Source organism: Bradyrhizobium macuxiense, from assembly GCF_001542415.1.
Taxonomy (GTDB): domain Bacteria; phylum Pseudomonadota; class Alphaproteobacteria; order Rhizobiales; family Xanthobacteraceae; genus Bradyrhizobium; species Bradyrhizobium macuxiense.
This window is the reverse complement of the sequence record NZ_LNCU01000014.1, coordinates 32,164-57,105: the sequence shown is the minus strand read 5'-3', so window position 1 is coordinate 57,105 and position 24,942 is coordinate 32,164. Positions and strand designations below refer to the sequence as shown.

At 65.4% G+C, this 24,942-nt stretch carries 28 protein-coding genes; 13 read left to right on the top strand and 15 right to left on the bottom strand.

Annotated features, from left to right (window positions below):
• From AS156_RS03335 to AS156_RS03320, 4 genes are all read right to left on the bottom strand, one after another.
• Window positions 1-1,146 (bottom strand): M20 aminoacylase family protein (locus AS156_RS03335; RefSeq protein ID WP_066500152.1); only part of this gene is annotated, 1,146 nt, incomplete at its 3' end.
• A gap of 227 nt (window positions 1,147-1,373) precedes the next feature.
• Window positions 1,374-2,681 carry an adenylosuccinate lyase gene (gene purB, locus AS156_RS03330; protein ID WP_066499948.1) on the bottom strand — a complete coding sequence of 436 codons (1,308 nt, stop codon included), beginning with the start codon at window positions 2,679-2,681 and terminating at the stop codon, window positions 1,374-1,376.
• A 402-nt stretch (window positions 2,682-3,083) separates the two neighbouring features.
• Complete coding sequence (locus AS156_RS03325; protein WP_066499947.1) at window positions 3,084-3,737, bottom strand: response regulator; 654 nt, start codon at window positions 3,735-3,737, stop codon at window positions 3,084-3,086.
• Window positions 3,737-5,110: a sensor histidine kinase gene (locus AS156_RS03320; protein WP_066499945.1), complete on the bottom strand. Its 1,374-nt coding sequence runs from the start codon at window positions 5,108-5,110 to the stop codon at window positions 3,737-3,739. Before AS156_RS03320 ends, AS156_RS03325 begins: the two co-directional genes overlap by 1 nt.
• A 305-nt stretch (window positions 5,111-5,415) precedes the next feature.
• On the opposite strand from AS156_RS03320, the gene AS156_RS03315 reads away from it, so the two are divergent.
• From AS156_RS03315 to AS156_RS03290, 7 genes are all read left to right on the top strand, one after another.
• On the top strand, window positions 5,416-6,171 hold the full coding sequence (locus AS156_RS03315; RefSeq protein WP_066499943.1) for a MotA/TolQ/ExbB proton channel family protein: 756 nt from the start codon (window positions 5,416-5,418) through the stop codon (window positions 6,169-6,171).
• Complete coding sequence (locus AS156_RS03310; RefSeq protein WP_066499940.1) at window positions 6,168-6,839, top strand: DUF2135 domain-containing protein; 672 nt, start codon at window positions 6,168-6,170, stop codon at window positions 6,837-6,839. Before AS156_RS03315 ends, AS156_RS03310 begins: the two co-directional genes overlap by 4 nt.
• Window positions 6,832-7,440: a hypothetical protein gene (locus AS156_RS03305; protein ID WP_066499933.1), complete on the top strand. Its 609-nt coding sequence runs from the start codon at window positions 6,832-6,834 to the stop codon at window positions 7,438-7,440. Before AS156_RS03310 ends, AS156_RS03305 begins: the two co-directional genes overlap by 8 nt.
• Window positions 7,441-7,813: 373 nt before the next feature.
• Window positions 7,814-7,948: a hypothetical protein gene (locus AS156_RS45585; RefSeq protein WP_283807898.1), complete on the top strand. Its 135-nt coding sequence runs from the start codon at window positions 7,814-7,816 to the stop codon at window positions 7,946-7,948.
• Window positions 7,945-8,541, top strand: coding sequence for a TetR/AcrR family transcriptional regulator (locus AS156_RS03300; RefSeq protein ID WP_066499931.1), 597 nt, complete (start codon window positions 7,945-7,947; stop codon window positions 8,539-8,541). The genes AS156_RS45585 and AS156_RS03300 overlap by 4 nt, the downstream gene beginning before the upstream one ends.
• Window positions 8,542-8,733: 192 nt before the next feature.
• Window positions 8,734-9,474 (top strand): metallophosphoesterase family protein, encoded by a 741-nt coding sequence (locus tag AS156_RS03295; protein WP_066499928.1) that lies wholly within the window; start codon window positions 8,734-8,736, stop codon window positions 9,472-9,474.
• 20 nt (window positions 9,475-9,494) lie between these two features.
• Window positions 9,495-10,958, top strand: coding sequence for a serine/threonine protein kinase (locus tag AS156_RS03290; protein WP_066500150.1), 1,464 nt, complete (start codon window positions 9,495-9,497; stop codon window positions 10,956-10,958).
• A 35-nt stretch (window positions 10,959-10,993) separates the two neighbouring features.
• On the opposite strand, the gene AS156_RS42680 is transcribed toward AS156_RS03290, so the two are convergent.
• Both AS156_RS42680 and rpe read right to left on the bottom strand, forming a co-directional pair.
• Complete coding sequence (locus AS156_RS42680; protein ID WP_160331044.1) at window positions 10,994-11,134, bottom strand: hypothetical protein; 141 nt, start codon at window positions 11,132-11,134, stop codon at window positions 10,994-10,996.
• A gap of 250 nt (window positions 11,135-11,384) precedes the next feature.
• A complete protein-coding gene (gene rpe / locus AS156_RS03285) occupies window positions 11,385-12,086 on the bottom strand; it encodes a ribulose-phosphate 3-epimerase (protein WP_066499926.1) in 702 nt (233 codons plus the stop codon).
• Window positions 12,087-12,343: 257 nt separating this feature from the next.
• On the opposite strand from rpe, the gene AS156_RS03280 reads away from it, so the two are divergent.
• Window positions 12,344-13,159 (top strand): EF-hand domain-containing protein, encoded by an 816-nt coding sequence (locus tag AS156_RS03280; protein ID WP_066499924.1) that lies wholly within the window; start codon window positions 12,344-12,346, stop codon window positions 13,157-13,159.
• Here AS156_RS03280 and AS156_RS03275 read toward each other — a convergent pair.
• The 6 genes from AS156_RS03275 to AS156_RS03250 all read right to left on the bottom strand — a co-directional run bounded on the left by AS156_RS03275 (window position 13,156) and on the right by AS156_RS03250 (window position 19,439).
• The gene (locus AS156_RS03275; protein WP_066499922.1) at window positions 13,156-14,151 is read right to left on the bottom strand and encodes a P1 family peptidase; all 996 of its coding nucleotides are present in this window, start codon (window positions 14,149-14,151) and stop codon (window positions 13,156-13,158) included. The two genes, AS156_RS03280 and AS156_RS03275, sit on opposite strands and share 4 nt — an antisense overlap.
• Before the next feature lie 179 nt (window positions 14,152-14,330).
• Entirely contained in the window at window positions 14,331-15,449 is a 1,119-nt protein-coding gene (locus AS156_RS03270; RefSeq protein WP_066499916.1) for a branched-chain amino acid ABC transporter substrate-binding protein, read from the bottom strand.
• 163 nt (window positions 15,450-15,612) lie between these two features.
• Window positions 15,613-16,359 carry an ABC transporter ATP-binding protein gene (locus tag AS156_RS03265; protein WP_066499914.1) on the bottom strand — a complete coding sequence of 249 codons (747 nt, stop codon included), beginning with the start codon at window positions 16,357-16,359 and terminating at the stop codon, window positions 15,613-15,615.
• Window positions 16,356-17,189 carry an ABC transporter ATP-binding protein gene (locus AS156_RS03260; RefSeq protein WP_066499913.1) on the bottom strand — a complete coding sequence of 278 codons (834 nt, stop codon included), beginning with the start codon at window positions 17,187-17,189 and terminating at the stop codon, window positions 16,356-16,358. Before AS156_RS03260 ends, AS156_RS03265 begins: the two co-directional genes overlap by 4 nt.
• A complete protein-coding gene (livM, locus tag AS156_RS03255) occupies window positions 17,186-18,508 on the bottom strand; it encodes a high-affinity branched-chain amino acid ABC transporter permease LivM (protein WP_066499912.1) in 1,323 nt (440 codons plus the stop codon). The genes AS156_RS03260 and livM overlap by 4 nt, the downstream gene beginning before the upstream one ends.
• Before the next feature lie 13 nt (window positions 18,509-18,521).
• Window positions 18,522-19,439 (bottom strand): ABC transporter permease subunit, encoded by a 918-nt coding sequence (locus tag AS156_RS03250; protein ID WP_066499910.1) that lies wholly within the window; start codon window positions 19,437-19,439, stop codon window positions 18,522-18,524.
• A 394-nt stretch (window positions 19,440-19,833) separates the two neighbouring features.
• On the opposite strand from AS156_RS03250, the gene AS156_RS43695 reads away from it, so the two are divergent.
• Together AS156_RS43695 and AS156_RS03245 are read left to right on the top strand one after the other, a co-directional pair.
• Window positions 19,834-19,977 (top strand): hypothetical protein, encoded by a 144-nt coding sequence (locus AS156_RS43695; RefSeq protein ID WP_210184209.1) that lies wholly within the window; start codon window positions 19,834-19,836, stop codon window positions 19,975-19,977.
• A 215-nt stretch (window positions 19,978-20,192) separates the two neighbouring features.
• Window positions 20,193-20,717, top strand: coding sequence for a hypothetical protein (locus tag AS156_RS03245; RefSeq protein ID WP_066500146.1), 525 nt, complete (start codon window positions 20,193-20,195; stop codon window positions 20,715-20,717).
• On the opposite strand, the gene AS156_RS03240 is transcribed toward AS156_RS03245, so the two are convergent.
• The 3 genes from AS156_RS03240 to AS156_RS03230 form a co-directional block, all read right to left on the bottom strand.
• Entirely contained in the window at window positions 20,697-21,089 is a 393-nt protein-coding gene (locus tag AS156_RS03240; RefSeq protein ID WP_066499908.1) for a carboxymuconolactone decarboxylase family protein, read from the bottom strand. The genes AS156_RS03245 and AS156_RS03240 overlap by 21 nt on opposite strands.
• 107 nt (window positions 21,090-21,196) lie before the next feature.
• On the bottom strand, window positions 21,197-21,979 hold the full coding sequence (pcaD, locus tag AS156_RS03235) for a 3-oxoadipate enol-lactonase (protein ID WP_066499905.1): 783 nt from the start codon (window positions 21,977-21,979) through the stop codon (window positions 21,197-21,199).
• A 103-nt stretch (window positions 21,980-22,082) separates the two neighbouring features.
• Window positions 22,083-23,438, bottom strand: coding sequence for a 3-carboxy-cis,cis-muconate cycloisomerase (locus AS156_RS03230; protein WP_066499902.1), 1,356 nt, complete (start codon window positions 23,436-23,438; stop codon window positions 22,083-22,085).
• 220 nt (window positions 23,439-23,658) lie between these two features.
• On the opposite strand from AS156_RS03230, the gene AS156_RS03225 reads away from it, so the two are divergent.
• The 3 genes from AS156_RS03225 to AS156_RS43865 form a co-directional block, all read left to right on the top strand.
• Window positions 23,659-24,105, top strand: a complete 447-nt coding sequence (locus AS156_RS03225) for an SRPBCC family protein (protein WP_066499901.1) — start codon at window positions 23,659-23,661, stop codon at window positions 24,103-24,105.
• Window positions 24,106-24,280: 175 nt separating this feature from the next.
• A complete protein-coding gene (locus AS156_RS03220) occupies window positions 24,281-24,766 on the top strand; it encodes a (2Fe-2S)-binding protein (RefSeq protein ID WP_066499900.1) in 486 nt (161 codons plus the stop codon).
• A 56-nt stretch (window positions 24,767-24,822) separates the two neighbouring features.
• Window positions 24,823-24,942, top strand: a 120-nt coding sequence (locus tag AS156_RS43865; RefSeq protein WP_245312537.1) for an FAD binding domain-containing protein, incomplete at its 3' end; no start/stop codon positions are given.

Sequence of the window (24,942 nt, the reverse complement as noted above, 5' to 3'; positions counted from 1 at the left end):
GAGCCGCACCCAGTAGGATGCGCCGTGGCCGAGGATGTTGTCGTTGAACTTGTAGGCGGGGTGGTGGCACATCGGACCGTCGCCCATGCCGAGGAAGACGAAGGCGCCGGGGCGCGCCTCAAGCATGAAGGCGAAATCCTCGCCGCCCATCACTGGTGTCACCCGGTCATCGACGCGGTCGACACCAACCACGTCGCGGGCGATCTCGGCGGCGATCCCGGCCTCGCGCGGATGGTTCACGGTGGCCGGATAAAGGCGGGTGTATTTCGCCTCCGCCGAACCGCCATAGGCCTTGGCGACGCTTTCGGCGACCTCACCGATCCGGCGCTCGACCAGATCGCGCACGTCAGGATCGAGCGTGCGCACGGTGCCCGCCATCGTGACGGTCGCGGGGATGATGTTGAAGGCAGTGCCGCCCGTGAACATGGTGATCGAGATCACGGCGGATTTGAGCGGATCGACATTGCGCGAGACGATCGACTGCAGCGCATTGATGATCTGGGCGCCGATCAGGACGCTGTCGACCGCCTCGTGCGGGGCGGCACCGGCATGGCCACCCTTGCCGTGGACGGTGATCTCGATGGTATCCGACGACGCGAGCAGCGGGCCCGGGGTTGTCGCGAAATGGCCTTCGGGCAGGCCCGGCATGTTGTGCAGGCCATAGACCTCCTGGATGCCCCAGCGGGTCATCAGCCCGTCCTCGACCATCGCCTTGCCGCCGGCGCCGCCTTCCTCGGCGGGCTGGAAGATCACGATCGCGGTGCCGTCGAAATTGCGGGTCTCGGTGAGATATTTGGCGGCTCCCAGCAGCATCGCGGTGTGGCCGTCATGACCGCAGGCGTGCATCTTGCCGGGGATCTTCGAGGCGTAGGGCACGTCGGCGGCCTCTTCGATCGGCAGCGCGTCCATGTCGGCGCGCAGACCGATGGTCTTGCCCGAGGTGCTCTTGCGGCCGCGGATCACGCCGACGACGCCGGTGCGCCCGATGCCGGTCACCACCTCGTCGCAGCCGAACTCGCGCAAGCGCTCGGCCACGATGCCGGCGGTGCGGTGCACTTCATAAAGCAGTTCGGGATTCTCGTGGAAGTCATGGCGCCAGGCCGCCATTTCGTCCGAGAGGGCAGCAACACGATTGACGATGGGCATGGGGTTTCCGTCCGTTTCTTGTGAACTTTATGGGTGGGTCAACGTAGCGTAACCCGCCGCGAAGTCACGCGAAATGGAGGCCGTCATTCCGGGGCGATGCGAAGCATCGAACCTCAGGTGCGCAGTTGCGCACCGGGGTATCTCGATGTTGTGGCGCGAGATTCTCCGATGTGCAATTGCACATCCTAGTTCAAGCGCGGTGCGCGTGCCCCGGAATGACGACGCTCTCAGCTTTCCCCGAACACCCGCTTGAAGATCGTGTCGACGTGCTTGAGGTGATAGCCGAGGTCGAACTTTTCCTCGATCTCCGCATCCGTCAGGTACTTCTTCACGTCGGCGTCCTGCTTGAGCAGCCTCTGGAAATCGCCTTCGCCGCGCCAGACCGGCATCGCGTTGCGCTGCACGAATTTGTAGGCGTCCTCGCGGCTCGCGCCCTTCTGGGTCAGCGCGATCAGCACGCGCTGCGAATGCACGAGGCCACCGAGGCGGTCGAGGTTCTTCTGCATGTTCTGGGGATAGACCAGCAGCTTCTCGATTAGCCCGGCGAGGCGGACCAGCGCGAAGTCGAGCGTCACGGTCGCATCGGGGCCCATCATGCGCTCGGCCGAGGAGTGCGAAATGTCGCGCTCGTGCCAGAGCGCGACGTTCTCCAGCGCCGGCGTCACATAGGCGCGCACCATGCGCGCGAGGCCCGAGAGGTTTTCCGACAGCACCGGGTTGCGCTTGTGCGGCATCGCGGACGAGCCCTTCTGGCCCTCCGAGAAGAACTCCTCGGCTTCCAGCACCTCGGTGCGCTGTAGATGGCGGATCTCCACGGCAAGGCGCTCGATCGAGGCGGCGATCACGCCAAGCGTCGCGAAATACATCGCGTGGCGGTCGCGCGGGATGACTTGCGTCGAGACCGGCTCCGGCCGCAGCCCCATCGCCTTGGCGACGTGCTCTTCGACCCGCGGGTCGATCTGGGCGAAGGTGCCGACCGCGCCCGAGATGGCGCAGGTCGAGATTTCGTCGCGGGCGGCGACCAGGCGGGCGCGGGCGCGGCTGAACTCGGCATGGGCGTAGGCGAGCTTGAGGCCGAAGGTCACGGGCTCGGCATGGATGCCATGGGAACGGCCGATGGTCGGCGTCATCTTGTGCTCGAAGGCGCGCGTCTTCAGCGCCGCCAGCACCCGGTCGAGGTCGGCGAGCAGCAGGTCCGCGGCGCGCTTGAGCTGGACGTTGAGGCAGGTGTCGAGCACGTCGGAGGAGGTCATGCCCTGGTGCACGAAGCGTGCCTCGGGGCCGACGATCTCGGCCAGATGGGTCAGGAAGGCGATGACGTCGTGCTTGGTCTCGCGCTCGATCTCGTCGATCCGTTCGACGTTGAAGGTGGCGTCCTTGGCCTTGGCCCAGATCGTCTTCGCCGCCTCCTTGGGGATCACGCCCAGTTCGGCCAGCGCGTCGGCGGCATGCGCCTCGATCTCGAACCAGATCTTGAAACGCGTCTGCGGCTCCCAGATGGAGGCCATTTCCGGGCGGGTATAGCGGGGGATCATCGAAAGCTCCGAAGGGGGCGGGCAGGGCGCGCAAAGCAGCGCTGCCGGCCGATTTGTTTTTACGCCGTGCTCTAGCAGATCGGGCCCGAGGAGGCCACCCAAATGGGGGATTTCGAGGGGAAAACCGGGCATTTCAAGAGGGCCGTAATCCGGTCAGGCCGCGGCCTCCGCTTCACCTCGCCCCGCCTGCGGGGAGAGGCATAGGCCGCCTTTGGCGGCCGTTCTCAAGAACGCCGAAGCAGAGCTTCGGCTATGACGCATCGTCAGATGCGTTCCGGGTGAGGGGGAGTCTCCCCGATTCCATGCGGCAACGTGTACGCGGGGGTAGCCCTCACTCCAACCCTCTAAGAGTGAGCTTCGCTCGTCTCGACCCCTGCAAGAACGGGGAGAGGGCGCGATCCGTCACAGGTTCGCCAGCCCGCACTCCACGGCAAGGCGGACGAGCTGGGCGTCGGTCCGCGTGCCGGTCTTGGCCTTGATGAGGTAGTGGTAGTTCTGCACGGTCTTGGTGCTCAGATTGAGGTTGGCTGCGATCTGCTCCTTGGTGTTGCCGGCCGCCAGCTGCCGGAGAATCTCGATTTCCCGCTCGCCGAGCTGGTCGAGCGCGGACTTGGTCGGCACCAGGCTCTCCATCGCCAGCACCCGCGCGACGTCGTCGCTCATCGCATGTTCGCCGCGCGCGACGGAGCGGATCGCCTGGATCAGCTCGGCCGGTTCGCTGCCCTTGGTGACGAAGCCGCTCGCGCCGGCGCCGAACGCCGCCTTCACCTGGGCCGCCTCGCTGTGCATGCTGAAGACGAGGATGCGGGCGTCGGAGTTGCGCGCGCGGATATTGCGGATCGCTTCAAGGCCGCTCGCCCCCGGCATCGAGATGTCCATCACGACGACGTCGGGCTCGTGCGCCTTGAAGGCGCGGTAGGCATTGGCCGCATTGTCGGCTTCGGCGACCACGCTGAAATCGTCCTGATGTTCCAGCACGCGCCGGTAGCCCTGGCGGACGACGGGATGGTCGTCGACCAGCAGGATTGAGATGCCTCCGGTCCGTGCCGCACTCATCAGGCGGCGAGCGGAATGGTGGCGGCGACGGACAGGCCGCGATTGGCGCGCGCGATCGACAGCGAGCCGCCGAGCGCGGTCACTCGCTCGTTGATGCCGGTGAGGCCGAAGCCGGCCGATTGCGCGACCTTGGCCGCGTCGCCGCCGCCGTCGTCCTCGACCCGGACCAGCAGCGCATTCTCCGGTCCGGTGCGCCGCTCGATCCGCAGCACGACTTCGCGCGCCGCGCTGTGGCGCAGCGCGTTGGTCAGGCATTCCTGCGCGACGCGGTAGGCGGTAGCCGCGACCGTGCCGCTGATGTCGGCGAGGTCGCCCTTGAGGTCGAGCTGGATCATCGGCTGGGTTGCGGCCCGCGAACGCCAACTGTCGACGAGATCGACCAGGCTTGCCTCCAGACCGAGCTCCTCGGCCGGCGGATGGCGCAGCCGGTTCAGGGTATCGCGCAGGCACGCCATGATGCGGCGGGTGGCCTGCGAGATCATCTGCGCATCCTGCGCAATTTCGGTGCCGGCGGCGTATTTGTCCCCGGCGCAGGCCTCGATCGTGTTGGCGAAAGCGAGGATCGCGGTGAGGTTCTGGCCGAACTCATCGTGCAGCTCGCGGGCCAGCGTGCGGCGCTCGTCGCTGCGGATCTCGAGCAGGCGCCGGGTCAGCACCGCGCGTTCTTCCTGGGCCAGCGCGAGGCGCTCGCCGAGGTCGCTCACGGCTTGTCCGATCATCGCCAGCTCCATCGAGCGGATACGCGGCAGCGGCGTTCGATATTGCCCGTTGGCCATGCGCTGCAGCGCAGTGACGATCGAGCGGGCTGGCGCCAGCGTATGCGCGATGGCAAGCGAGGCGAGCAGTGCGATCGCCAGCGCCATCAGCAGGGCGACGTGGATGTTGTCGAGGATATGCTGCCAGGCGAGCGCGGTCGCGGCGTCCGGATCGGGGTTGGCGAGGACGGTTCCCGCGGTGGCGGCGCGGGCGCTGATCGGCCGGGCGACGGTGGCGTGATTGCCGAGCACCGTCTGCACGGTCGCGGCGAACCAGCGCGGCGGCGCCTTGCCGATGCCCTTGCTTTGGCCACAGAGCGGCTTCTCGAATGGGCCGGCGGGCTCGAACTGAATGCAGATGCCCGGCGAGATCAGCCCCATCGTTTCGATCGTGCGCCAGTCGGGCGCCGGCAGCAATTGGTCGCGCATGCGGTTGCTGCGCAGCAGCAATTCACGCCAGTAGAGCGCCTGGAGTGCTTGCGAGACACGGTCGGCGGACGCCGCCGTGGTGCGATCGACACTGCGATAGGCGTCGATCGTGGCCCAGATCGTTGCCGCTCCGAGACACAGAGCGACGATGACGAGCAGGCGGGCGACGAGTTGGAGCACGAGGCGCATACGATCACTCCATGGTCGGAGCATGATCCGGATACGAAACGGCTTTCGAAAAGATCATGCTCGAACAAGTAGCTAGCGCGCGATGCTGATCATGAGCGTGAATCTGATCGCGCTTTAGTTGTGAAGCGTAACAGCAATGTGGTTCCGGGCCAATTGCAAGCGAGCGTTGTGGTGCAGATCGGGAAATTTGCCCAATGAAGCTTGGGCAGATGTCTTTGGACGGCACCTGCCGCCTCTGGTCTAACGAAACATGAGGTCTTCGCGCGCGGAGAACCTCGAGGAACAGCCGCAGGGAGCCAACGCAAATGAGTGCCAAGGTCGGCGCCGCGACCGCAGCAGCCGGCAGGGACACTGCGGAACGCAGCGTCCTCCTGCTGTGGATGATCTTCACCGGCCTGTCGCTGTTCGCCGCATTCCTGCTCTGGCGCTACGGGCTGATCCATCTCATGGTCAGCTCGGATCGCACCTACATTTCGAGCGTCATCGCCGCGCTCTACATCGCCACCTGCGTCCATTGCTTCTGGCGGACACGGGCGATCTCACGCGAGGGCGAGGTGGCGCGCGGCTGTCGCGCGGTGCTCGCGGCGCCCGACGGCGCCAAGGCGCTCGAGGCAGAAGTGCCCGATCTGCCGCGCGGGCTGGTGACCGATCACATCAGGAGCCTGGTGCAGAAAGCTGCCGCGCAGGCCAAGGGCCCGATCGACCAGACCCTGCTGCTGCGGACGCTGGCGGACCGCCTGCGCGGTTCCAACGGTTTCGGCGCCTTCGCCTCGGATACGCTGATGAAGCTCGGCCTGCTCGGCACCATCATCGGCTTCATCATCATGCTGGCGCCGATCGCCACCCTCGATGCCGCCGACAAGGTCGCGATGAAATCGTCGATGGGGCTGATGAGCGACGGCATGGCGGTCGCGATGTACACGACGCTGGCGGGATTGATCGGATCGATCATGGTCCGGATCCAGTACTACATGCTGGACTTCGCGACGCAGCGGGTGTTTTCCGACGCCGTCGTGCTGACTGAGACGCATGTGACCCCGGCACTGGAACGCCGGTCATGATGGATGAATTCGGCCTCTATCCGCGCGAGGAACAGTTCGACCCGCTCGGTGTGATGCTGTTCAAGGCGCTGCAGGTCGTGGCCTTCCTGTTCTTCCTGGCTCTGCTCGCGGTCTCGCCGGACGCCAAGGAGGGCAAGATCGACTCCAAGGCCGAGTTCATCATCACGATGGACTGGCCGGACAATCACCCCGACGATCTCGACCTGTTCGTGCAGGACCCCGCCGGCAACATCGCCTGGTATCGGCATCGCGAGGCCGGCTTCCTGACGCTTGATCGCGACGATCGCGGCGGCGCCAACGACTTCATCGTGGTCAACGACAAGAAGATCCCTTCGCCGATCCGCGAGGAGATCGTCACGGTGCGCGGCATCGTTCCCGGCGAATACACCGTCAACGTCTCGCATTTCCAGGCCACGACCGGTGAGCCGGTGGAGGCGAATGTGAAGGTGCAAAAGCTCAATCCGACGGCGCAGGTGATCTTCGACGACAAGGTGACCGTCAACCACACCGGCGACGAGAAGACCGCGGTCCGCTTCCGTCTCGACACCGAGGGCAAGGTGATCAACGTCGACCAGCGGCCGAAATCGCTGCTGGAGACGTTCCGCAGCGGCTGGCGCAACGGCGCCGATATCGATCCGAAGACAGGGGTTAGGGTGCGCCGTGAGTAGTCTGCAGTCGGTCATCCTGACGCTCGCGGTCGCCTATGCGGTAATCGGCGCGCTGCTATTGATCGTGCTGGTCTATGCGCGGCTGCACTGGTCGCTGAAGGCGCTCGCGATCGTCGTGACCAGCACCTTCTATGTCGTCAGCTTCGGCGGCATGCGCGAGCTGCTCGGTTGGGCCACGACCGACAAGCTGCCCGCATCCTTCAAGCTGCTTGCTTCACGCATCGTGGAGCCGCATTCGCTGGAGGGCGATCCCGGCGCGATCTATCTGTGGGTCGAGGAGCTCGATGACGGCAATCGGCCGAGCGCGATCCCGCGGGCCTTCCGCATTCCCTATAACGACGCGCTGGCCGAGCAGACCCACGCCGCGGACAACGAGATCAAGGCCGGGCATCCGCAGGGCGGGCGGGCCGCGGATTTCGGCGGTGGCGACGGCAGCCTGATGGACTTCGTGCGCGAATACGTCACGCCGAAGACGATCCTGGAGACGACCGGCGGCGATTCCTCGACGGGCGAATTCAAGGCCCCGCCGGTGGGCGCGCAAGGGTCGGTCTTTAACCCGGTGCCACCGCCCCGGATGCCCCCGAAGGATGAGCAGCAATAGGCCGCAGGGGGCGGCTGATCGGTCAGGAGGATGGACAGTAGTAGCCCGGAATCCCATCGGTTCCTGGAATGTGCAAAATAAGGGCATCCGGGGCTAGATTTTCATTTCGAACCCATTTTCCCGGCAAAGGGGCCGCTGCGTGAGCGGCCCCTTTCGTATTTTGGGCCCCCGGACGGACCTGGGAGGCGGTGGGCGGTCGACGGGCTCGGCGCTCGCCCTCGGACGGGTCAGTCCAAAAATATTGTATGACAGATATTGAAATCTGTCAGCGCGATGGTCTATATTCATATTGGCGTCGGGCAGGGGCGCCAGATGGCTTTCCGGCGTTGGCCGGGCAGCCGAACTTAATTGACCACCTCGAAGGACTACCGCCATGACTCTCGAAATCATTCAATTGACCGCCCAGATTCAACAGTGGCTCAATCAGCGCGTCGCCCGCCATTTGGCCGCCCAGGCCGCCAAATTCAGCCGCGGGCAGGACAGCGACAATCAGACGGTGAACGCATGAACGAGGCGGTGGTCTTGACTCCCGAGCGAATCCTCGAAGCAACCGAGGATGTTTTGCGGCGCTTCGGACTCGCCAAGGCTACCGTCGTCGACGTTGCCCGTGCGCTGGATGTCAGCCACGGCAGCGTCTACCGTCACTTCCCCAGCAAGGCCTCACTGCGCGATGCTGTGGCCAAGCGCTGGCTCGACCGGGCCAACGAACCGCTCTGCAAGCTTGCGATCGGCTCGGGTCCGGCGCCGGAGCGGCTCGAGAAATGGCTCCGCACCGCCTTCGCAATCAAGCAGAAGAAGGTCTGCGACGACCCCGAAATGTTCGCGACCTATCTCGCGCTGGCGCAGGACGCGCGCGAGGTGGTGGAAGCCTACAAGGACAAGCAGGTCGAGCTGATCGGCCGCATCCTGTCCGATGGCGTCGCGCAAGGCGTGTTCCAGATCGACGACGTCAAGATGACGGCGCGTGCCGTGTTCGACGCGACCGTCCGCTACCATCACCCCGCGCATGCCGAGGAATGGGCCAAGCCCGAATGCCCGGCGCGGATCGATGCGCTGCTCGCCCTCGTGCTCCGGGGCCTGGAAGCGCCGCGCAAGCACTAAAGATCGCAGTAGCTTTTCTCCGAGTTGGACAACGGCTCCGCTTCACCTCGCCCCGTAAGAACGGGGAGAGGGAGCACTGTTCCGTTGCGGCTTGCACCTCCACACGCCAGAATGCGGATGCCGCCTTGCCCGATTGCGAGCCTAGGGCCGCGTGTGCTTGATATCGGGCAGGGATCAATCACACGGACGACGATGCGGCTCGCACTCTTTGCCGATATTCACGCCAACCGGCAGGCCTTCGCTGCCTGCCTCGAGGCTGCGCGGGTGCGCGGTGCCGAGCGGCTGATCTGCCTCGGCGATATCGTCGGCTACGGCGCCGATCCCGAATGGGCCGTCGACACCGTGATCGACCTCGTGGCGAAGGGCGCCATCGCGGTGCGCGGCAACCATGACAATGCGATCGGCACGCCAAGCGACAGCATGAATGCCGAAGCCCAGGCCGTGATCGACTGGACCCGCGGCCGGCTCAGCGCAGAGCAGAGACGCTTTCTCGCCGCGCTCGCGATCCTGCGCGAGGAGGACAACCGCCTCTACGTGCACTCCGAGGCATCGGATCCGGCGAAATGGCGCTATGTCCGCGACACCTCTGATGCCGCGCGCAGCATGATGGCGACCGAGCTGCAGATCACGTTCTGCGGCCACACCCACCGCCCCGGTCTCTACTCGATGTCGTCGGCCGCGAAGATGACGAGCTTCGTTCCGACCACGAGTGTGCCGGTGCAACTGCTGACTGGGCGGCGCTGGCTCGCGGTGCTCGGCTCGGTCGGCCAGCCGCGCGACGGCGATCCCGCCGCATCGTTTGCGATGTATGACATGGCAAGCCGTGAGATTACCTATCTGCGCGTGCCCTATGACGTCGAGACCGCGGCGGCGCGGATCAGGGCGAACGGCCTGCCCTATTGGCTGGCCGATCGCCTGCTCATCGGCCGGTGACGAACGTGGCCGCGCTTGCGATGCAGCCGGGCGCCGAGATCGACGGCTTCACCATTGGCGAATGCGTTCACCGCGGCGGCATGGCGACGCTGTGGAGCGTCACCCATCCGGGCATCGACGTGCCGCTGCTGATGAAGGTGCCGCGGATCTCCGAAGGCGAGGATCCGGCAGCGATCGTCAGCTTCGAGATGGAGCAGATGATCCTGCCGCGGCTGTCGGGGCCGCATGTGCCGGCGTGCTTCGGCACCGGCGATTTCGAACGGCAGGCCTACGTGGTGATGGAGCGCATCCCCGGGCAGACGCTCTACAAGCGGCTCGGCGAGCTGCCGATGCCCTACGAGGAGGCGAGGGGCATCGCCGGCAAGATCGCGGCCGCGCTCGCCGGCCTGCACCGGCAGAATGTCATCCACCACGACATCAAGCCGAGCAGCATCATGTTCCGCGAGGGCGGCGAGGCGGTCCTGATCGATTTCGGTCTCGCGCACCACAACCATCTGCCCGACCTGCTGCAGGAGGAGTTCCGGCTGCCTTACGGCACCGCGCCCTATATGGCGCCGGAGCGCTTGCTCGGCGTGCGCGACGATCCGCGCAGCGACTTGTTCTCGCTCGGCGTGCTGCTCTATTTCTTCACCACGGGCGTACGCCCGTTCGGCGAGACCGAGAGCCTGCGCGGCATGCGCCGGCGGCTGTGGCGCGATCCGTATCCGCCGCGCAAGCTCCGCGCCGACTATCCGCCCTGGCTGCAGGAGATCGTGCTGCGCTGCCTGGAGATCCAACCCTCCGCGCGCTATCCGACCGCAGCCCAGCTCGCCTTCGATCTCACCCATCCGGAGCAGGTGAAGCTGACGGCGCGTGGGCTGCGGATCAAGCGCGATCCGATCGGCACGGTCTGGCGCCGTCGCTTCAATCTCGGTGCGGTCCAGCCGCACGCCAAGTCCAACGTCGCAGCCCAGCTCGCGGCGAGCCCGATCGTCGCCGTCGCGCTCGATACGGGCGACGGTTCCGAGGCGCTGAACGAGGCTATCAGGATCACAGCCGGGCAGGTGCTGTCGACATTGCCGTCGGCGCGGCTCGCCTGCGTCAATGTTCTGAAGCTCAATCGCCTGTCGATCGACCGCACGCTCGACGAGCAGGGCCAGAACAAGCATGTCGACCGGCTGGTCGCGCTCCAGCACTGGGCTCGGCCGTTCCGGCTCGAGGAGGGCCGGCTGACCGTGCATGCGCTCGAGGCGATCGATCCCGGAGCCGCGATCCTGGAATTCGCCGCGGTCAATCTGGTCGATCACATCATCCTCGGGGCGCGGCGGAACTCGATGATGCGCGCACTGCTCGGCGGCGTCTCGGCGAAGGTCGCATCCGAAGCGCCGTGCACCGTGACCGTGGTGCGGCCGTCACGGCTCGCGCAACAGGCGAACACGGGCGAGAGTGGTGGAACTGATCACACGAAGGATGAGGCTGCGGTCACGCCGCGCGAAATGTTCTGAATTGCGCGCCTCGTCGCGCGCGTGCTGGCTCGCCGTCAGGCCCGGCGCAGATGCACGTAGACGATGCGTGCAGCGGCCGAGTCATAGGGCAACGTCACGTAGGCCCGCCGAGCGACAAAGGCAGCGTTGAGGCCAAGCCAAAACGCCAGGCCGGTCCAGACAAGGGTCATCGTCATGATGCGCGCCTCCCCAACTATATTTTAGGTAGAAGTGTGCATCGGATTGGATGAGTCTGTGAAGCCCGGATGACCACGGTCCCCCGCACGAATATTATGCATGCGGCAACGCAGCAGGTGGTGCTCGCTGCATTTGCAGGCATCGCGTGCAGTCCGGTGTGGGGAATGGATCACAGGACAACTGGAGTTTCGGTTCAGAACCGAAGCTCCAGATTTTTCTCTTGACGCGTGTCCTTCGCGCGATAGCGCGCTAGATCGCCTCGCCGCGCGCCGCCGCCGCCGCGTTGCGGATCGCGGAGATGTTGGTGTTGTAGGCTTCGACAGTTCCACCCTTGAACACGGCCGAGCCGGCAACGAACGCGTTGGCGCCGGCGGCGGCGAGCTGGCCGGCAACGTCAGGCGCAACGCCCCCGTCGACCTCGATGTCGATCGGCCGGCCGGCCGTCATCGCCTTGATGTCGCTGACCTTGCCCACCGCCGAGCGGATGAAGGCCTGACCGCCGAAGCCGGGATTGACCGACATCACGAGCACCAGGTCGATCAGGTCGAGCACGTATTCGATCGCGCTCGGCGGAGTTCCCGGATTGATCGAGACACCGGCCTTCTTGCCGAGCGCGCGGATCGCCTGCAGCGAGCGATGCAGATGCGGGCCGGCCTCGGCATGCACGGTGATGTGGTCGCAGCCCGCCTTGGCGAAGGCTTCGAGATACGGATCGCACGGCGAGATCATCAGATGCGCGTCGAAGATCTTCTTGGTGTGCGGCCGCATCGCCTTGATCACGTCGGGGCCATACGAGATGTTCGGAACAAAGTGCCCGTCCATCACGTCAAGATGGATCCAGTCGGCGCCGGCCTGGTCGACGGCGCGGACCTCCTCGCCGAGCCTGGAAAAATCGGACGCCAGGATCGACGGAGCGATGATGAGGGGACGCGGGGTGAATGACTGAGTCATGTCAGCTGTTCCGGAGACTTGCGGGGGCGTACGGGCATTCCCGCCTAACATGCAGATGCGCGGTGGGCAATGCGAGCGGGCGGAGTGAGCTGTGGGCGGAAAAATCTGCCGGCTGCGGCAGCTCTTGCCGGGCGTGTGGGTGACCCGCCACGACAGGAAAGCCCGGATTTCATTGGGTTTTTGCCATGGCACGGCGCTTGCTGAGTAACAGCTAGGCATGAGAGCCGCTGGTGCGCGGCGTTGTCCGGAGTTTTGCCATGTTGTTTGCCATTGGCGCTGCGTCGTCGGCCATCGATCTGTTGAGCTCGCTGATGTCGTCGAAGTCGCCCTCGGCGGCGGCGCAGACGCAGACCGCTGGCCTCAACCAGGGCACCGGCCTGTTCGATCCCTCGACGGCCACGTCGAGCTCGACCGGCAGCAGCGCAAGCGTCGGATCGGGCAGCGGCACCCCGCAGATCTCGCCGCAGACGATGAGCGCACTGCTTGCCGCGCAGAGCCAGTCGCAGACGGGCGGCACCGCCGGCACCAATTCGAGCACGTCCTCCAATCCGCTGCAGAGCCTGTTCTCGCAGATCCAGTCCAGCAACACCGGCACGATCAGCAAGTCGCAATTCGAGAGCACGCTTGCCGCCGACGGCATCAGCACCACGCAGGCCGACTCCCTGTTTGCCAAGCTCGACACCAATGGCGACGGCTCCGTCAGCCTCGACGAGTTGCAGCAGGGCACGCAGCGCGCGGGCGGCCATCACCATCATCACCACATGTCGAGCGGCTCGAGCGACGACAGCAGCGCATCCAGCGGCACGAGCGCCGGCGGTTCGAGCTCCGACCCGCTGATGCAGGCGATCTCCGGCGCCACCAGTTCCTCGACGACCAACAGCGACGGCTCGACGACCACCACGACGACCTACGCCGACGGCTCCAAGGTGACGCTGACGACACCGGCCGCATCCTCCAGCTCGTCGAGCTCGGGCAATGCGACCTCGTCCTATAATTTCATTGAGCAGCTGATCCAGCGCCAGTCGCAGGCGATCTCCGCGCAGGCGTCGTCGTCGGTGTCGGTCAGCGCCTAACCGAACCGGTCCTGCCAGCTCGGCAGCGCGCCGGGGAAGGGCAGCGCGGTCGCTGAATAGACGCCGCGTGCGATCGCGCGCGCCACCGTGTTGGCCGCCACCGCGCCGAGCTGCGTCAGGCCGAACAGCGGGTCGATCGGCTTGGCTCCTGTCGCCGCGGCAAACACCACATCGCCGTCGAGCGGCGCGTGCACCGGATAGATCGCGCGCGCCATGCCGGTCTGTGCGATCATCGCAAGCCGCTTGGCTTGCGGCTTGGTCAGCTGCGCATCGGTCACCACCACAACCAGCGTGGTGTTCTCCGCGGCCGTTGCCTGCGCTCCGCCCTTCAGACGCACCTTCAGCATATCCGGCGTGAACGACGACGGCTGGCCGCGCCCGCCGAACTCGCTGTCGACCTCGAACGGCGCCGCCCAGAACCAGGGGCCGGTGCCGACGGTCACGCTGCCGACCGCATTGACCACCGCGAGGGCTGCGACCATCACGCCGTCGTCGGTCGTGGCCGACGCCGAGCCGAGGCCGCCCTTGAGGCCGGCCGTGGTTGCGCCCATGCCGGCGCCGACGCTGCCGAGGCGGAAGTCGGAGGCGGCCGCGTTCGCCGCCGCATAGCCGAGATCGCGATAGGGCGGAAAGCGTCCCCACGCCTTGTTGCCGCCGTTGAGCAGATCGAAGCAGATCGCGCCCGGCACGATCGGAACCGCGGCATCGCGGATGCGGAAGCCGCGGCCGCGCTCGGCGAGCCAGGCCTGCACGCCGCTGGCGGCATCGAGCCCGAGCGCGGAGCCGCCGGACAGCGCGATGGCGTCGATCGCCTCGACGACGTTCTGTGGCTCCAGGAGGGCGTCCTCGCGGGTGCCGGGACCGCCGCCGCGGACATCGATCGAAGCCACCGCCGGCTTGTCGAACAGGATGGCGGTGACACCGGAGGCTACGTCAGCGTCGTCGGCGTGGCCGACGCTGACGCCGGCGATATCGGTGAGAAGGTTTTTCACGATGCGGTCCGTTCGCGCCTGCTGCCGTTACGCGGTCCGATATAGCAGTCGCGGCGGATGCATCAACCGTGACGCGCGGCGGACGAATGCGCGGCAGGTATTGCAGGCAGGGCTCGACAAAAAACGCCCCGGCGAGCCGGGGCGTTTTGCGCTGGTTCTGATCGAGACCGGAACCAGTCTCAGGAACCCTTCGGGTTGATCTCGGCGTAGTTGCCCTTGGCGTCCCACTTGTAGACGACATAGTCGATCGCCTTGATGTCGCCCTTGGCATCGAAGCCCATCTTGCCGAGCACGGTGTCCCAGTCGCCGGCCTTGATGGTGGCCATCACCTTCTTGGCGTCGGTGGTGCCGGCCTTGGCGACGGCCTGGGTCCACACCTGCATCGCAGCGTAGGTGTAGAGCGTATAGCCTTCGGGATCGATGTTCTTGCTCTTGAACTTCTCGACGATCGCCTTCGCGGTCGGCTTGTTGCGCGGATCGGGGCCGAAGGTGAACAGGGTGCCTTCCGCGGCCGGGCCGGTGATCGAGGCGAATTCCTTGTCGTTCATCGCGTCGCCCGCCATCAGCACGGTCTGTAGGCCTTGGTCGCGCATCTGGCGCAGGATCAGGCCGGCTTCCTGATGGTAGCCGCCGACATAGACGAGGTCGATATTGTCGCGCTTCAGGCGCGAGACGATCGAGTTGAAGTCCTTGTCGCCCTTGTTATAGGACTCGAACATCTTCTCCTGGAAACCGGCCTTGTTCAGCGCCTTCTTGGTCTCGTCGGCGAGGCCTTTGCCGTAGGTGGTCTTATCGTTCAGGATCGCGACGTTCTTGCCCTTGAAGTTCTTCATGATGTAGTTGGCGGCGACCACGCCCTGCTGGTCGTCGCGACCGCAGACGCGGGCCACGTTCCAGAGCTTGCGCTCGGTGAACAGCGGGTTGGTCGAGGCCGGGGTGATCTGCAGGACGTTGCCGTCAGCGTAAGCCTCCGACGCCGGGATCGAGGATGACGAGCAGAAGTGGCCGGCGACGAACGGGATCTTCGCGCTGCCGATCTTCTCCGCCACCGAGCGTGCCTGCTTCGGATCGCAGGCGTCGTCGTCGGTCTCAAGCGCGAGCTTCTTGCCAAGCACGCCGCCTGCCGCGTTGATATCGGCGACCGCCATCTCGGCGCCGTTCTTCATCTGCCGGCCGAAAGCGGATTCGGAGCCCGTCATCGGGCCTGCCACTGCGACGGTGATATCCTGCGCGAACGCGCTCGCCGACAATGCGAACGAAGCGCCCAATGCCAGGCCGATGAGCTTCAGTGATTTCATGACAAGTCCTCGTGGTCGTTGCCTCTTGGGAAGAAACCGGTTTGGCCGGCTTCAATCGCCGGCGGCATTCTTGGCTGATTTCCCGGCGAAGTCACTGGCAATTTTCAGGCAAATCGCCGCTTCGGCCGCAGCATCCTGCTGCGGGGTGCGTTGCGGCGTGCGGTTAGCCGCGGCGGCCGCCTTCCAGATAGGCGGCACGGATTTCCGGGCGTTGCAGCAATTCGGCGCCGGTTCCGGCCAGCGTGATCAGACCGTTGACCATGACATAGCCGCGATGGGCGAGCTTCAGCGCATGGTTGGCATTCTGCTCGACGATCAGCACGGTGAGGCCGTCCTGCCGGTTCAGCGTGCGGATGGCGTCGAAGATCTGCCGCGCGATCAGGGGCGCAAGGCCGAGCGAGGGCTCGTCCAGCATCAGCAGACGCGGCCTGCTCATTAGCGCGCGGCCGATCGCGAGCATCTGCTGCTCGCCGCCCGACAGCGTGCCGCCACGCTGCGCGATGCGCTCCTTCAGGCGCGGGAACAAGGCGAAGACGCGCTCGAGCCCGACTTCGCGCTCGTCCTCGCTGCACTCGGTGGCGTCGGCGCCCATCTGCAGGTTTTCCGCCACGCTCATGCGCGGAAAGATCCGCCGTCCTTCGGGTGACTGCGCGATCCGCAGCCGCGCGATCTCGTGGGTCGGCACGCCGGTGATGTCGTGACCGTCGAATTCGATCCGGCCGGCGCGGGCGCGTGGCTTGCCGAAGATCGACATCATCAGCGTCGACTTGCCGGCGCCGTTGGCCCCGATCAGCGCCACGATCTCGCCGGGGTTGATCTCGATGTCGACGCCCTTCAGCGCCTCGATCTTGCCGTAGGCCGCGCGCAATCCGCGCACCGCGAGAAGGGGTGTTGCTGCCGCCGCGGTCACGGGGTGCTCTCCATCACGGCGATCGCTTCCTCCTCGTCGGCGCCGAGATAGGCGGCGATCACCTTGGGGTCGTCGCGCACGGCTTGCGGTGTGCCCTCGGCGATCTTGACGCCGTAGTCCATGACCACGACGTGATCGGAGATTTCCATCACGACCGACATGTCGTGCTCGATCAGCAGGATCGAGGTGCCGTGCTCGCCGCGGATCGACAGCAGCAGCTCGTTGAGCGCGCCGCTCTCGCGCGCATTCAGGCCGGCCGCCGGTTCGTCAAGACAGAGCAGCGCGGGCTCGGTGCACATCGCGCGCGCGATCTCGAGGCGCCGCTGGTCGCCATAGGGCAGGTTGCCGGCGGCATCGTCGGCGCGCGGCAACAGCCCGACGCGAGCGAGCCAGGTTCGCGCCAGCTCGATGGCGCGCTCTTCGGCGCTACGCCAGGACGGCGCGCCGATCAGGCCGAGAAAGGTGAGGCCTGAAGCGCGCATCAGCACGTTGTGCTGGGCGACCATCAGGTTCTCCAGCGCGGTCATGCCGGGAAACAGGCGGATGTTCTGGAAGGTGCGCGCGACCTTGGCCTGCCTGGAGATGCGGAAATCGTTCAGCCGTTCGAGCTTGACGACGCGGCCGTCGTCATGGGCGAGCCTGATGGCGCCGCCGCTCGGCCGGTAGAAGCCGGTGATGCAGTTGAAGACGGTGGTCTTGCCGGCGCCGTTCGGGCCGATCAGCGCGGTGATCTTGCGCCGTTCGGCGGCGAAGGAGAGATCGTTGACGGCAACGATGCCGCCGAAACGCATCATCAGATGGTCGACGGAGAGGATATTGTCGTTGCTCATCCGTGCCCCTCCTTGACGAGGTCGGACGAGATCGCCTGGTTGCGCTCCAGGAACACGGTCGGTGCGCGATGGCCGATCAGCCCGCGCGGCCGCCAGATCATCAACAGCACCATCGCGATGCCGAACACCAGCATGCGGTATTGATCGAAGCCGCGGAACAGTTCGAAGCCGCCGATCATGGCAAGCGCCGCCAGCGCCACGCCAAGCTGCGAGCCCATGCCGCCGAGCACGACGATCGCGAGCACCAGCGCCGATTCCTGGAAAGTGAAGGATTCCGGGCTGATGAAGCCCTGCCTCGTGGCGAAGAACGCACCGGCAAAGCCGCCGAACATGGCGCCGGTCGCAAACGCGGTCAGCTTGGTCGTCGTGGTATTGATGCCGAGCGCGCGGCAGGCGACCTCATCCTCGCGCAACGCCTCCCAGGCGCGGCCGATCGGCAGCCGCCGCAACCGGATCGTCACCCAGTTGGTGATCAGCGCCATCGCCAGGATCAAATAGAACAGGAAGACCAGGCGATGGGTCGGCGAGAACTCGATGCCGAGCTTGGCGGCAAGTCCGTCGTCGCTGTTGTCGAGCGGGATGCCGAACACGGTGGGGCGCGGGATCCCCGATACGCCGTTCGGGCCGCCGGTCAGGCTCTGCCAGTTGATGATGACGAGGCGGATGATCTCGCCGAAGGCGAGCGTTACGATCGCGAGATAGTCGCCGCGCAGCCGCAGCACCGGGAAGCCGAGCATCACGCCCCAGAGCGCTGCGAGGATGCCGGCGAGCGGCAGGCAGACCCAGAACGACAGGTCGAAATTGGTGGCGAGCAGCGCGTAGGAATAGGCGCCGACCGCGTAGAAGGCGACGTAGCCGAGATCGAGCAGGCCGGCGAGGCCGACCACGACGTTTAGTCCCCAGCCCAGCATCACATAGGTTAGGACCAGGATGGAAAGGTCGAGAATGTAGCGCTGGTCGTAGAAGATGACGGGGACGAGCACGGTGAAGCCGAGCAGCGCCGGTGCGAGCCAGCGCCCCGCGAACGACATCGCCGACTGCACCGGCTTCGGAACGATCCGCTCCTTGTCGACCGGCCCCCACCATTGCCGCAACAATTCGACGATGATGCTGCCGCCGAACACGGTTGCGACGATGGCGGCGAGATCGCCGAACCGGGTCCAGTAGATCAGATTGCCTTCCGGACCGGCTTCGGTGCGTATGCCGATCATCAGCGAAAACAGCACCAGCGCGACAGCCGCGCTGATCAGGGCTTTCTTGAGGATGAAGGCGCTGTCCGAAGGCTGCGAGGCGTGGGGGCGGGCCGATGTCGCGCTCACGTAATACTGTCCATCAGACTTTTTCGACTTCGGGACGACCGAGCAGGCCGGTCGGCATGAAGATCAGCACCACGATCAGGATCGAGAACGCGGCGACGTCCTTGTACTCGACCGAGAAATAGGCCGACCAGAACGTCTCGATCAGGCCGATCGCGAGCCCGCCGAGCATCGCGCCGGGCAGCGAACCAATGCCGCCGAGCACCGCGGCGGTGAACGCCTTGATGCCGGCGACGAAGCCCATGAAGAAATCGACCAGGCCGTAATACAGCAGGTACATCATGCCGGCGACGGCAGCGAGCGCCGCACCGATCACGAAGGTCATCGAGATGGTGCGGTCGACGTCGACACCGAGCAGCGCGGCCATGGTCTGGTCCTGCTCGCAGGCGCGCATGTCGCGTCCGAGCCGGGTGCGCGAGACCAGCCACGTGAACAGCGCAAGCACCACGATGGTGGCGAGCACCACCAGGATCTGGATGTTGGAGAGCTGCACGGCGAAGCCTTCCGCGCCTTCATGCAGCGTGTAGCCGCCGGTGATGATCGGTGGCACCGGCTTCACCCGCGCGCCCTGCGAGACCTGCGAGAAATTGGTCAGCACGAATGACATGCCGATCGCGGAGAGCATCGGCGCGAGGCGGAACGAATGCCGCAAGGGCCGGTAGGCGATCCGCTCGATGGTCCAGCCGTACAGCGCGGTGATCGCCATCGAGACCAGGAGCACGATCAGCAGGATCACCGGGATCGCGGTGAGGCCGAGGGAGACCAGCACCAGGAACGAGATCAGCGCGATGAAGCCGCCGATCATGAAGATGTCGCCATGAGCGAAGTTGATCATGCCGACGATGCCGTAGACCATGGTGTAGCCGATGGCGATCAGGCCGTAGATCGAACCGAGCACGAGGCCGTTGATCAGTTGCTGGGCGAAATAATCCATGCGCTGCCGCTAGAACCCGTGTGGCGGAGAACCGAACAGGCTCTCGTTCTGGTTTGGATGCGCTCTCTTCATGCGAACCAATCTCCACTTCGCTCGAGAACGCTACGTCGAGAGTGACGCGGCGAGGGCCCCGGCAGCCTGAGCCGACGCGTCGTGTCATTTTCTAACAGCGGAACCACGGCGGCGGCAACAGCGCCGGCTGCGGCGGAACGGGCTTGTACATAACTACTTTGGAGGGTGAGGTTCCGGTGTCACAGATCAGACACGCCTTCGCCTTGCAATGATCACGCCGGAACTGTTGTTCCCCGCAACTGCTGTTAGGGCCTCTCCGTTGCCTCGGCGCTTCACGAAGCAAAGGGAGATTCCCGGATGAGCAGCCAGAATCAGAACCCGGGTGGGTGGAACCAAACCCCGGGTCAGAGGCCCCGGCCAGCATCAGGGCGGCGGCGCGAAGCCCGGACAGCAGCAGCAGGATCCAGGCCGTCAGGGCGAGAAACCTGGCCAGCAGGGCGAGAAGCCCGGCCAGCAGGGGCGGTAGCTCGGAAAACCAGAGGGCGGCAATGACAGAAAGGTCTCGCTGAAACGCTGGGCCTCTCTTTTTGCCTCATTCTGGCACGGGTACGACCGTCCCCAAACAATCCCCAGGCGAGTTAAGGTAAACAAAGGGTTTAAATTGCCGCCGGCCGTTCATCGGCGTTACGTCGCAGGCCAGACCGCCGCCCGCAGATGGGCCGCGCAAGCGTGGGAAGCAAGATGTCCAGCAATTGGCGGATCAGTTCAGTCAACGGCGCGCTGCTTGCGGCCTATTTCATTCCGGTCTGGACCATCATCGCCTTCACCATCATGGTGTCGCCGATCCACGGGCTCTACGAGCGGCCGAGCGTATCGGTCGCCCTGTACGCCAGCGATCATCTGCAACTCGCCAAGATGGCGACGGTGCGGCTCGCCTGGCTGCTGGCGCTGGCGCGGATCACCGTAGTGGCGTTCTTTGTCGTGTTCCTTGCGCTGCTCACCCGTCCGTCGATGCGCAAGAGCGGCGGCTGCGACGAGGCGCTCGCGGTGGCGCTATGCCTCGGCAGTGTGCTCAGCTTCGCCAGCATGCTGCTGGCCTCGAAGGCCGGCGAGCTGGAAGCGCTGCGCATGCATGCGGCCGAGCTTCTGATGCTGCTTGGTACCGCGATCGTGATGCTGGTCGAGAAGCCGGTGAAGTCTGCGGCAGGGGCCTCAGTGCCCAAGGCCGCCGCACCGGCCGGCGAGCTATCCCTTCAGCAGCCCTAGTTCGGCGATGATCGCGTTGGCTTCCTTGACGGCGTGATTGGCCGCCGGTACGCCGCAATAGATCGCCTGCTGGAGCAATATCTCTTTGATATCGTCGGGCGTGAAGCTGCCCTCGGCGAGCGCCGCCCGCACATGCAGACGGAATTCATCCCACTGGCCGAGCGCGACCATCGTGCCGATGACAAGCACGCGCCGCGTGCGATGATCGAAATGCGGCCGCGTCCAGATGTCGCCCCATGCATAGCGCGTGATCAGGTCCTGGAAGTCGGTGTTGAACGCGTTGCGGTTCTGAAGCGACTTGTCGACCCATTCATTGCCCAGCACCTTGCGGCGCTGCGTCATGCCGGCATCGCGGCGTTGGTTGTCGTCCATTGATGTCTCCTCCTCGTCATTGCGAGGAGCGAAGCGACGAAGCAATCCATCCTTCCGCATATGCGGCTCTGTGGATTGCTTCGCTGCGCTCGCAACGACGCTCGTTGTTAGCGTTGCGTCAGGAAGCCGGCGACGGCTTCGGTGAAGGCGTGCGATTGCTCGACATTGGAAATGTGCGCGGCATCGAGCAGCGTCATGCTGGCACCGGGAATGCCGCTGCGGATCATCTCGGCCGCCGACACCGGCGTCGCCATGTCCTGCCGTCCCGCGATCACCAGCGTCGGACTCTTGATCTTCGGCAACAGCGCGCGCTGGTCGAGCGTGGACAGCGCCTCGCAGCAGGCGAGATAGCCTTCGACCGGCGAGGCCAGCAGCATCGCCTTCATGTTGGCCGTGATCTGCGGCTCGCGCTCGCGGAAATCCGCGGTCAGCCAGCCTGATATCACGGTGTCGGCGACCGCGGCGATGCCGCCGTCCTTCACCGCCTTGATGCGATTCAGCCAGTTGGTCGGATCCGGATAGTAGCAGGAGGTGTTGGAGAGGATCAGCTTGTTGAATCGTTCTGGGGCGTTGGCGCCGAGCCATTGCCCGACCATGCCGCCCATCGACAGCCCGCACCAGTGCACCTTCTCGATGTTGAGGTCGTCGAGGATCGCGAGCACGTCGCGGCCGAAGCGCTCCATCGAGTAGGGGCCGGGCGGTACGCTTGACTTGCCATGGCCGCGGCGGTCGTAGCGGATGACGCGGAACATCTGCGTCAGCGCCTTCATCTGCGGCTCCCACATCTGCAGGGTGCAGCCGAGCGAATTCGACAGCATCAGCGTCGGTCCGCCGTCGCGGCCGTCCACCTGAACGTTGAGCAGGCACCCGTCGGCGTTGATCATTGGCATAGGATAATCTCCAGTGTCATGCGCGGGCTTGACCCGAGCATCCATCAACAAAGAGTCATTTGCGGCGATGGATTGCCGGGTCAAGCCCGGCAACGACATCTCCCTACATTTCGTTCAGTGATGCGAGCAAACGGTCAATCAGCGCCTGCGAGGCGCCCTGATAGGCCATCGGCTCGAACAGTTTTGCGATCGCACCGGCGTCGAGATGCGCGGTGACCCTGGCATCCGCGCTCAGCACGTCGCGCAGATGCTTCTTCTCGGCGACCGCGGTCTTGCTCGCAGCCTCGATCAGATGATGGGCGTCGCTCTTGCCGATCTTTTCGGCGAGCGCCATTGCGACTGCCTCCGCCATGATCAGTCCATCGGTCGCATCGAGGTTGGCGCGCATCCTCGCGACGTCGACCTCGAGCCCCTCGGCGAGATCGACGATCGCAGCGAGCGCGCCTGACGTCACCAGCATCAGGCTCGGCAATGTCGGCCATTCCGCGTGCCAGGGGCCGGCGCTGCGTTCGTGATCCTGCACCTGTGCGGCAAAGATCGTCGCGGCGAGATTCGGCGCCATGGTGGCGGCGCCGAGCGCGCTGGCGGCGGCCACCGGGTTGCGCTTGTGCGGCATGGTGGAGGAGCCGCCGCGGCCGACGCCTGCGGGCTCGAAGGCTTCGGCGACATCGGTCTGCATCATCAGCGAGACGTCGCGCGCGATCTTGCCGCAGGTGCCCGCGATGATTGCAAACACCGAGGCTGCCTCCGCGATACGGTCGCGATGGGTGTGCCAGGGCGCCTCGGGCAGCGGCAGATCCAATTCCTTCGCAAGCTGCTCGGCAACCGCAAGGCCCTTGTCGCCGAGTGCGGCGAGCGTCCCGGCGGCGCCGCCGAACTGCAAGGCCAGCGTCTCCTTGCGCAGCCGTTGCAGCCGCTTGCGCGAGCGGTGCAGGCCTGCGGCATATTCGGCGAGCTTCAATCCGAAGGGCATCGGCAGCGCGTGCTGCAGCCAGGTGCGCGCCACCACGGCGGTGTTGCGATGGGCGCGCGCCAGTTTGGCAAAGCCCGCCACGGCGCGATCGAGCTCGGCGAGCAGCACATCGATGCCGGCGCGCAACGTCAGCATCGTCGCGGTGTCGATCACGTCCTGGCTGGTCGCACCCCAATGCACGTAGCGGGCCGCTTCGGCGTCGGCCTTCGCGACGTTGGCGGTCAGCGCCTTGACCAGGGGAATCGCCAGATTACCGGATCGCGTCGCTGCCTCCGCCAGCGCCGCGCGGTCGATTGATTCGCTCCGGCAGGCGACGCCGATCGGCCCCGCGGCGGCAGCGGGAATCACGCCGCAGGCGGCTTCGGCGCGGGCCAGCGCCGCCTCGAAATTCAGCATGTTCTGCAGGTAGGCGGCATCGTCGCATACCGCGCGCATGGCGGCGCTCGACAGCATCGGCGCAAGCAGGGGAGAGAGGGCTGTGCTCATGGCGTGCGACCTAACCATTCCGGCGCGCTTGTGCCAATGGGCGACGATGGCGTGCCGGCGTTATTCAACCAGATCGCGGATTGCGCGATTTTGTGAACAGCGAGATGGTCTTGCTGCGGTTGCGAATATGCATCGCTCATCCTCCGAAGGTGCCCTTTCCTTTGTCCGCCGGCTGCTTTACTTGGAAAGACAAAGGTTCAAGCGACGAGGAGGTCCCCCCATGGCCATGACGATGACCGGCGAAGTCCAGCTTGCGGCGCCGCGCCAGACCGTGTGGGACAAGCTCAACGATCCCGAAGTGCTGAAAGCCTGCATCCCCGGCTGCGAGGAGCTCGAGAAAACCGACGAGCACGGCTTCCGCGCTACCGCCAAGATGAAGGTCGGGCCGGTCTCGGCGCGCTTCAAGGGCAAGGTCACGCTGAGCGATCTCGATCCGCCGAACGGCTACAAGATCTCCGGCGAGGGTGAGGGCGGTGTCGCGGGATTCGCCAAGGGCGGCGCCACCGTCGGGCTGGCCGACAAGGACGGCGGCACGTTGCTCAGCTACAACGTCGAGGCGCAGATCGGCGGCAAGCTCGCCCAGCTCGGCCAGCGCCTGATCAACGGCGCCGCCAAGAAACTGGCCGATGAATTCTTTGCCAATTTTGCCAAGGCGGTGCAGGGTTAGAGCGCTTTCCAAAGCTGCAGCCCTGCCCGTAGGCTGGATCACCCAGGTCCCGCCATGCCCTGGATGAGTGGCTCGAAAGGTTGCTCATTGGGGGGGCCGCCCATATTATGCCGTCTGGAATGATTTTAAACCGCCTGTTCTGCCGATATGCGGCAGTGCAGATAAGAGAGTGCTGATGGCCAAGATTTCAATGATCGTGAACGGCAACCCCGTTACCGCGAACGTCGATCCCCGTACCCTGCTGGTTCAGTTTCTGCGCGAAAATCTACGCCTGACGGGCACGCATGTCGGCTGCGACACCTCGCAGTGCGGCGCCTGCGTCGTGCATCTGGACGGCAAGGCGGTGAAGTCCTGCACCACGCTCGCGGTGATGGCCGACGGTCACGAGGTCAGGACCATCGAGGGACTCGCGGCCGACGGCGCGCCGCTGCATCCGATGCAGGAGGCCTTCCGCGAACACCACGGCCTGCAGTGCGGCTTCTGTACGCCCGGCATGATCATGACGGCGGTCGATTTGGTCCACCGCAAGGGCCACGATCTCACCGACGAGGTGATCCGCGAGGAGCTGGAAGGCAACCTCTGCCGCTGCACCGGCTATCAGAACATCGTCGCTTCGATCGCCGCCGGCGCCAAGGCGATGGCCAAGTCGGACCTCGCTTAACAAGTCGGACCTCGCCTCATCGGCATTTCATCGCGACAAGCGATCAGGACATTCCAATGTACGAATTCAAATATCATCGTCCCGGGACCGTGCGGCAGGCCGCTAACCTCCTGGTGAAGAACGAGGACGCCAAGCTGATCGCCGGCGGTCACACGCTTGTGCCGGTCATGAAGCAG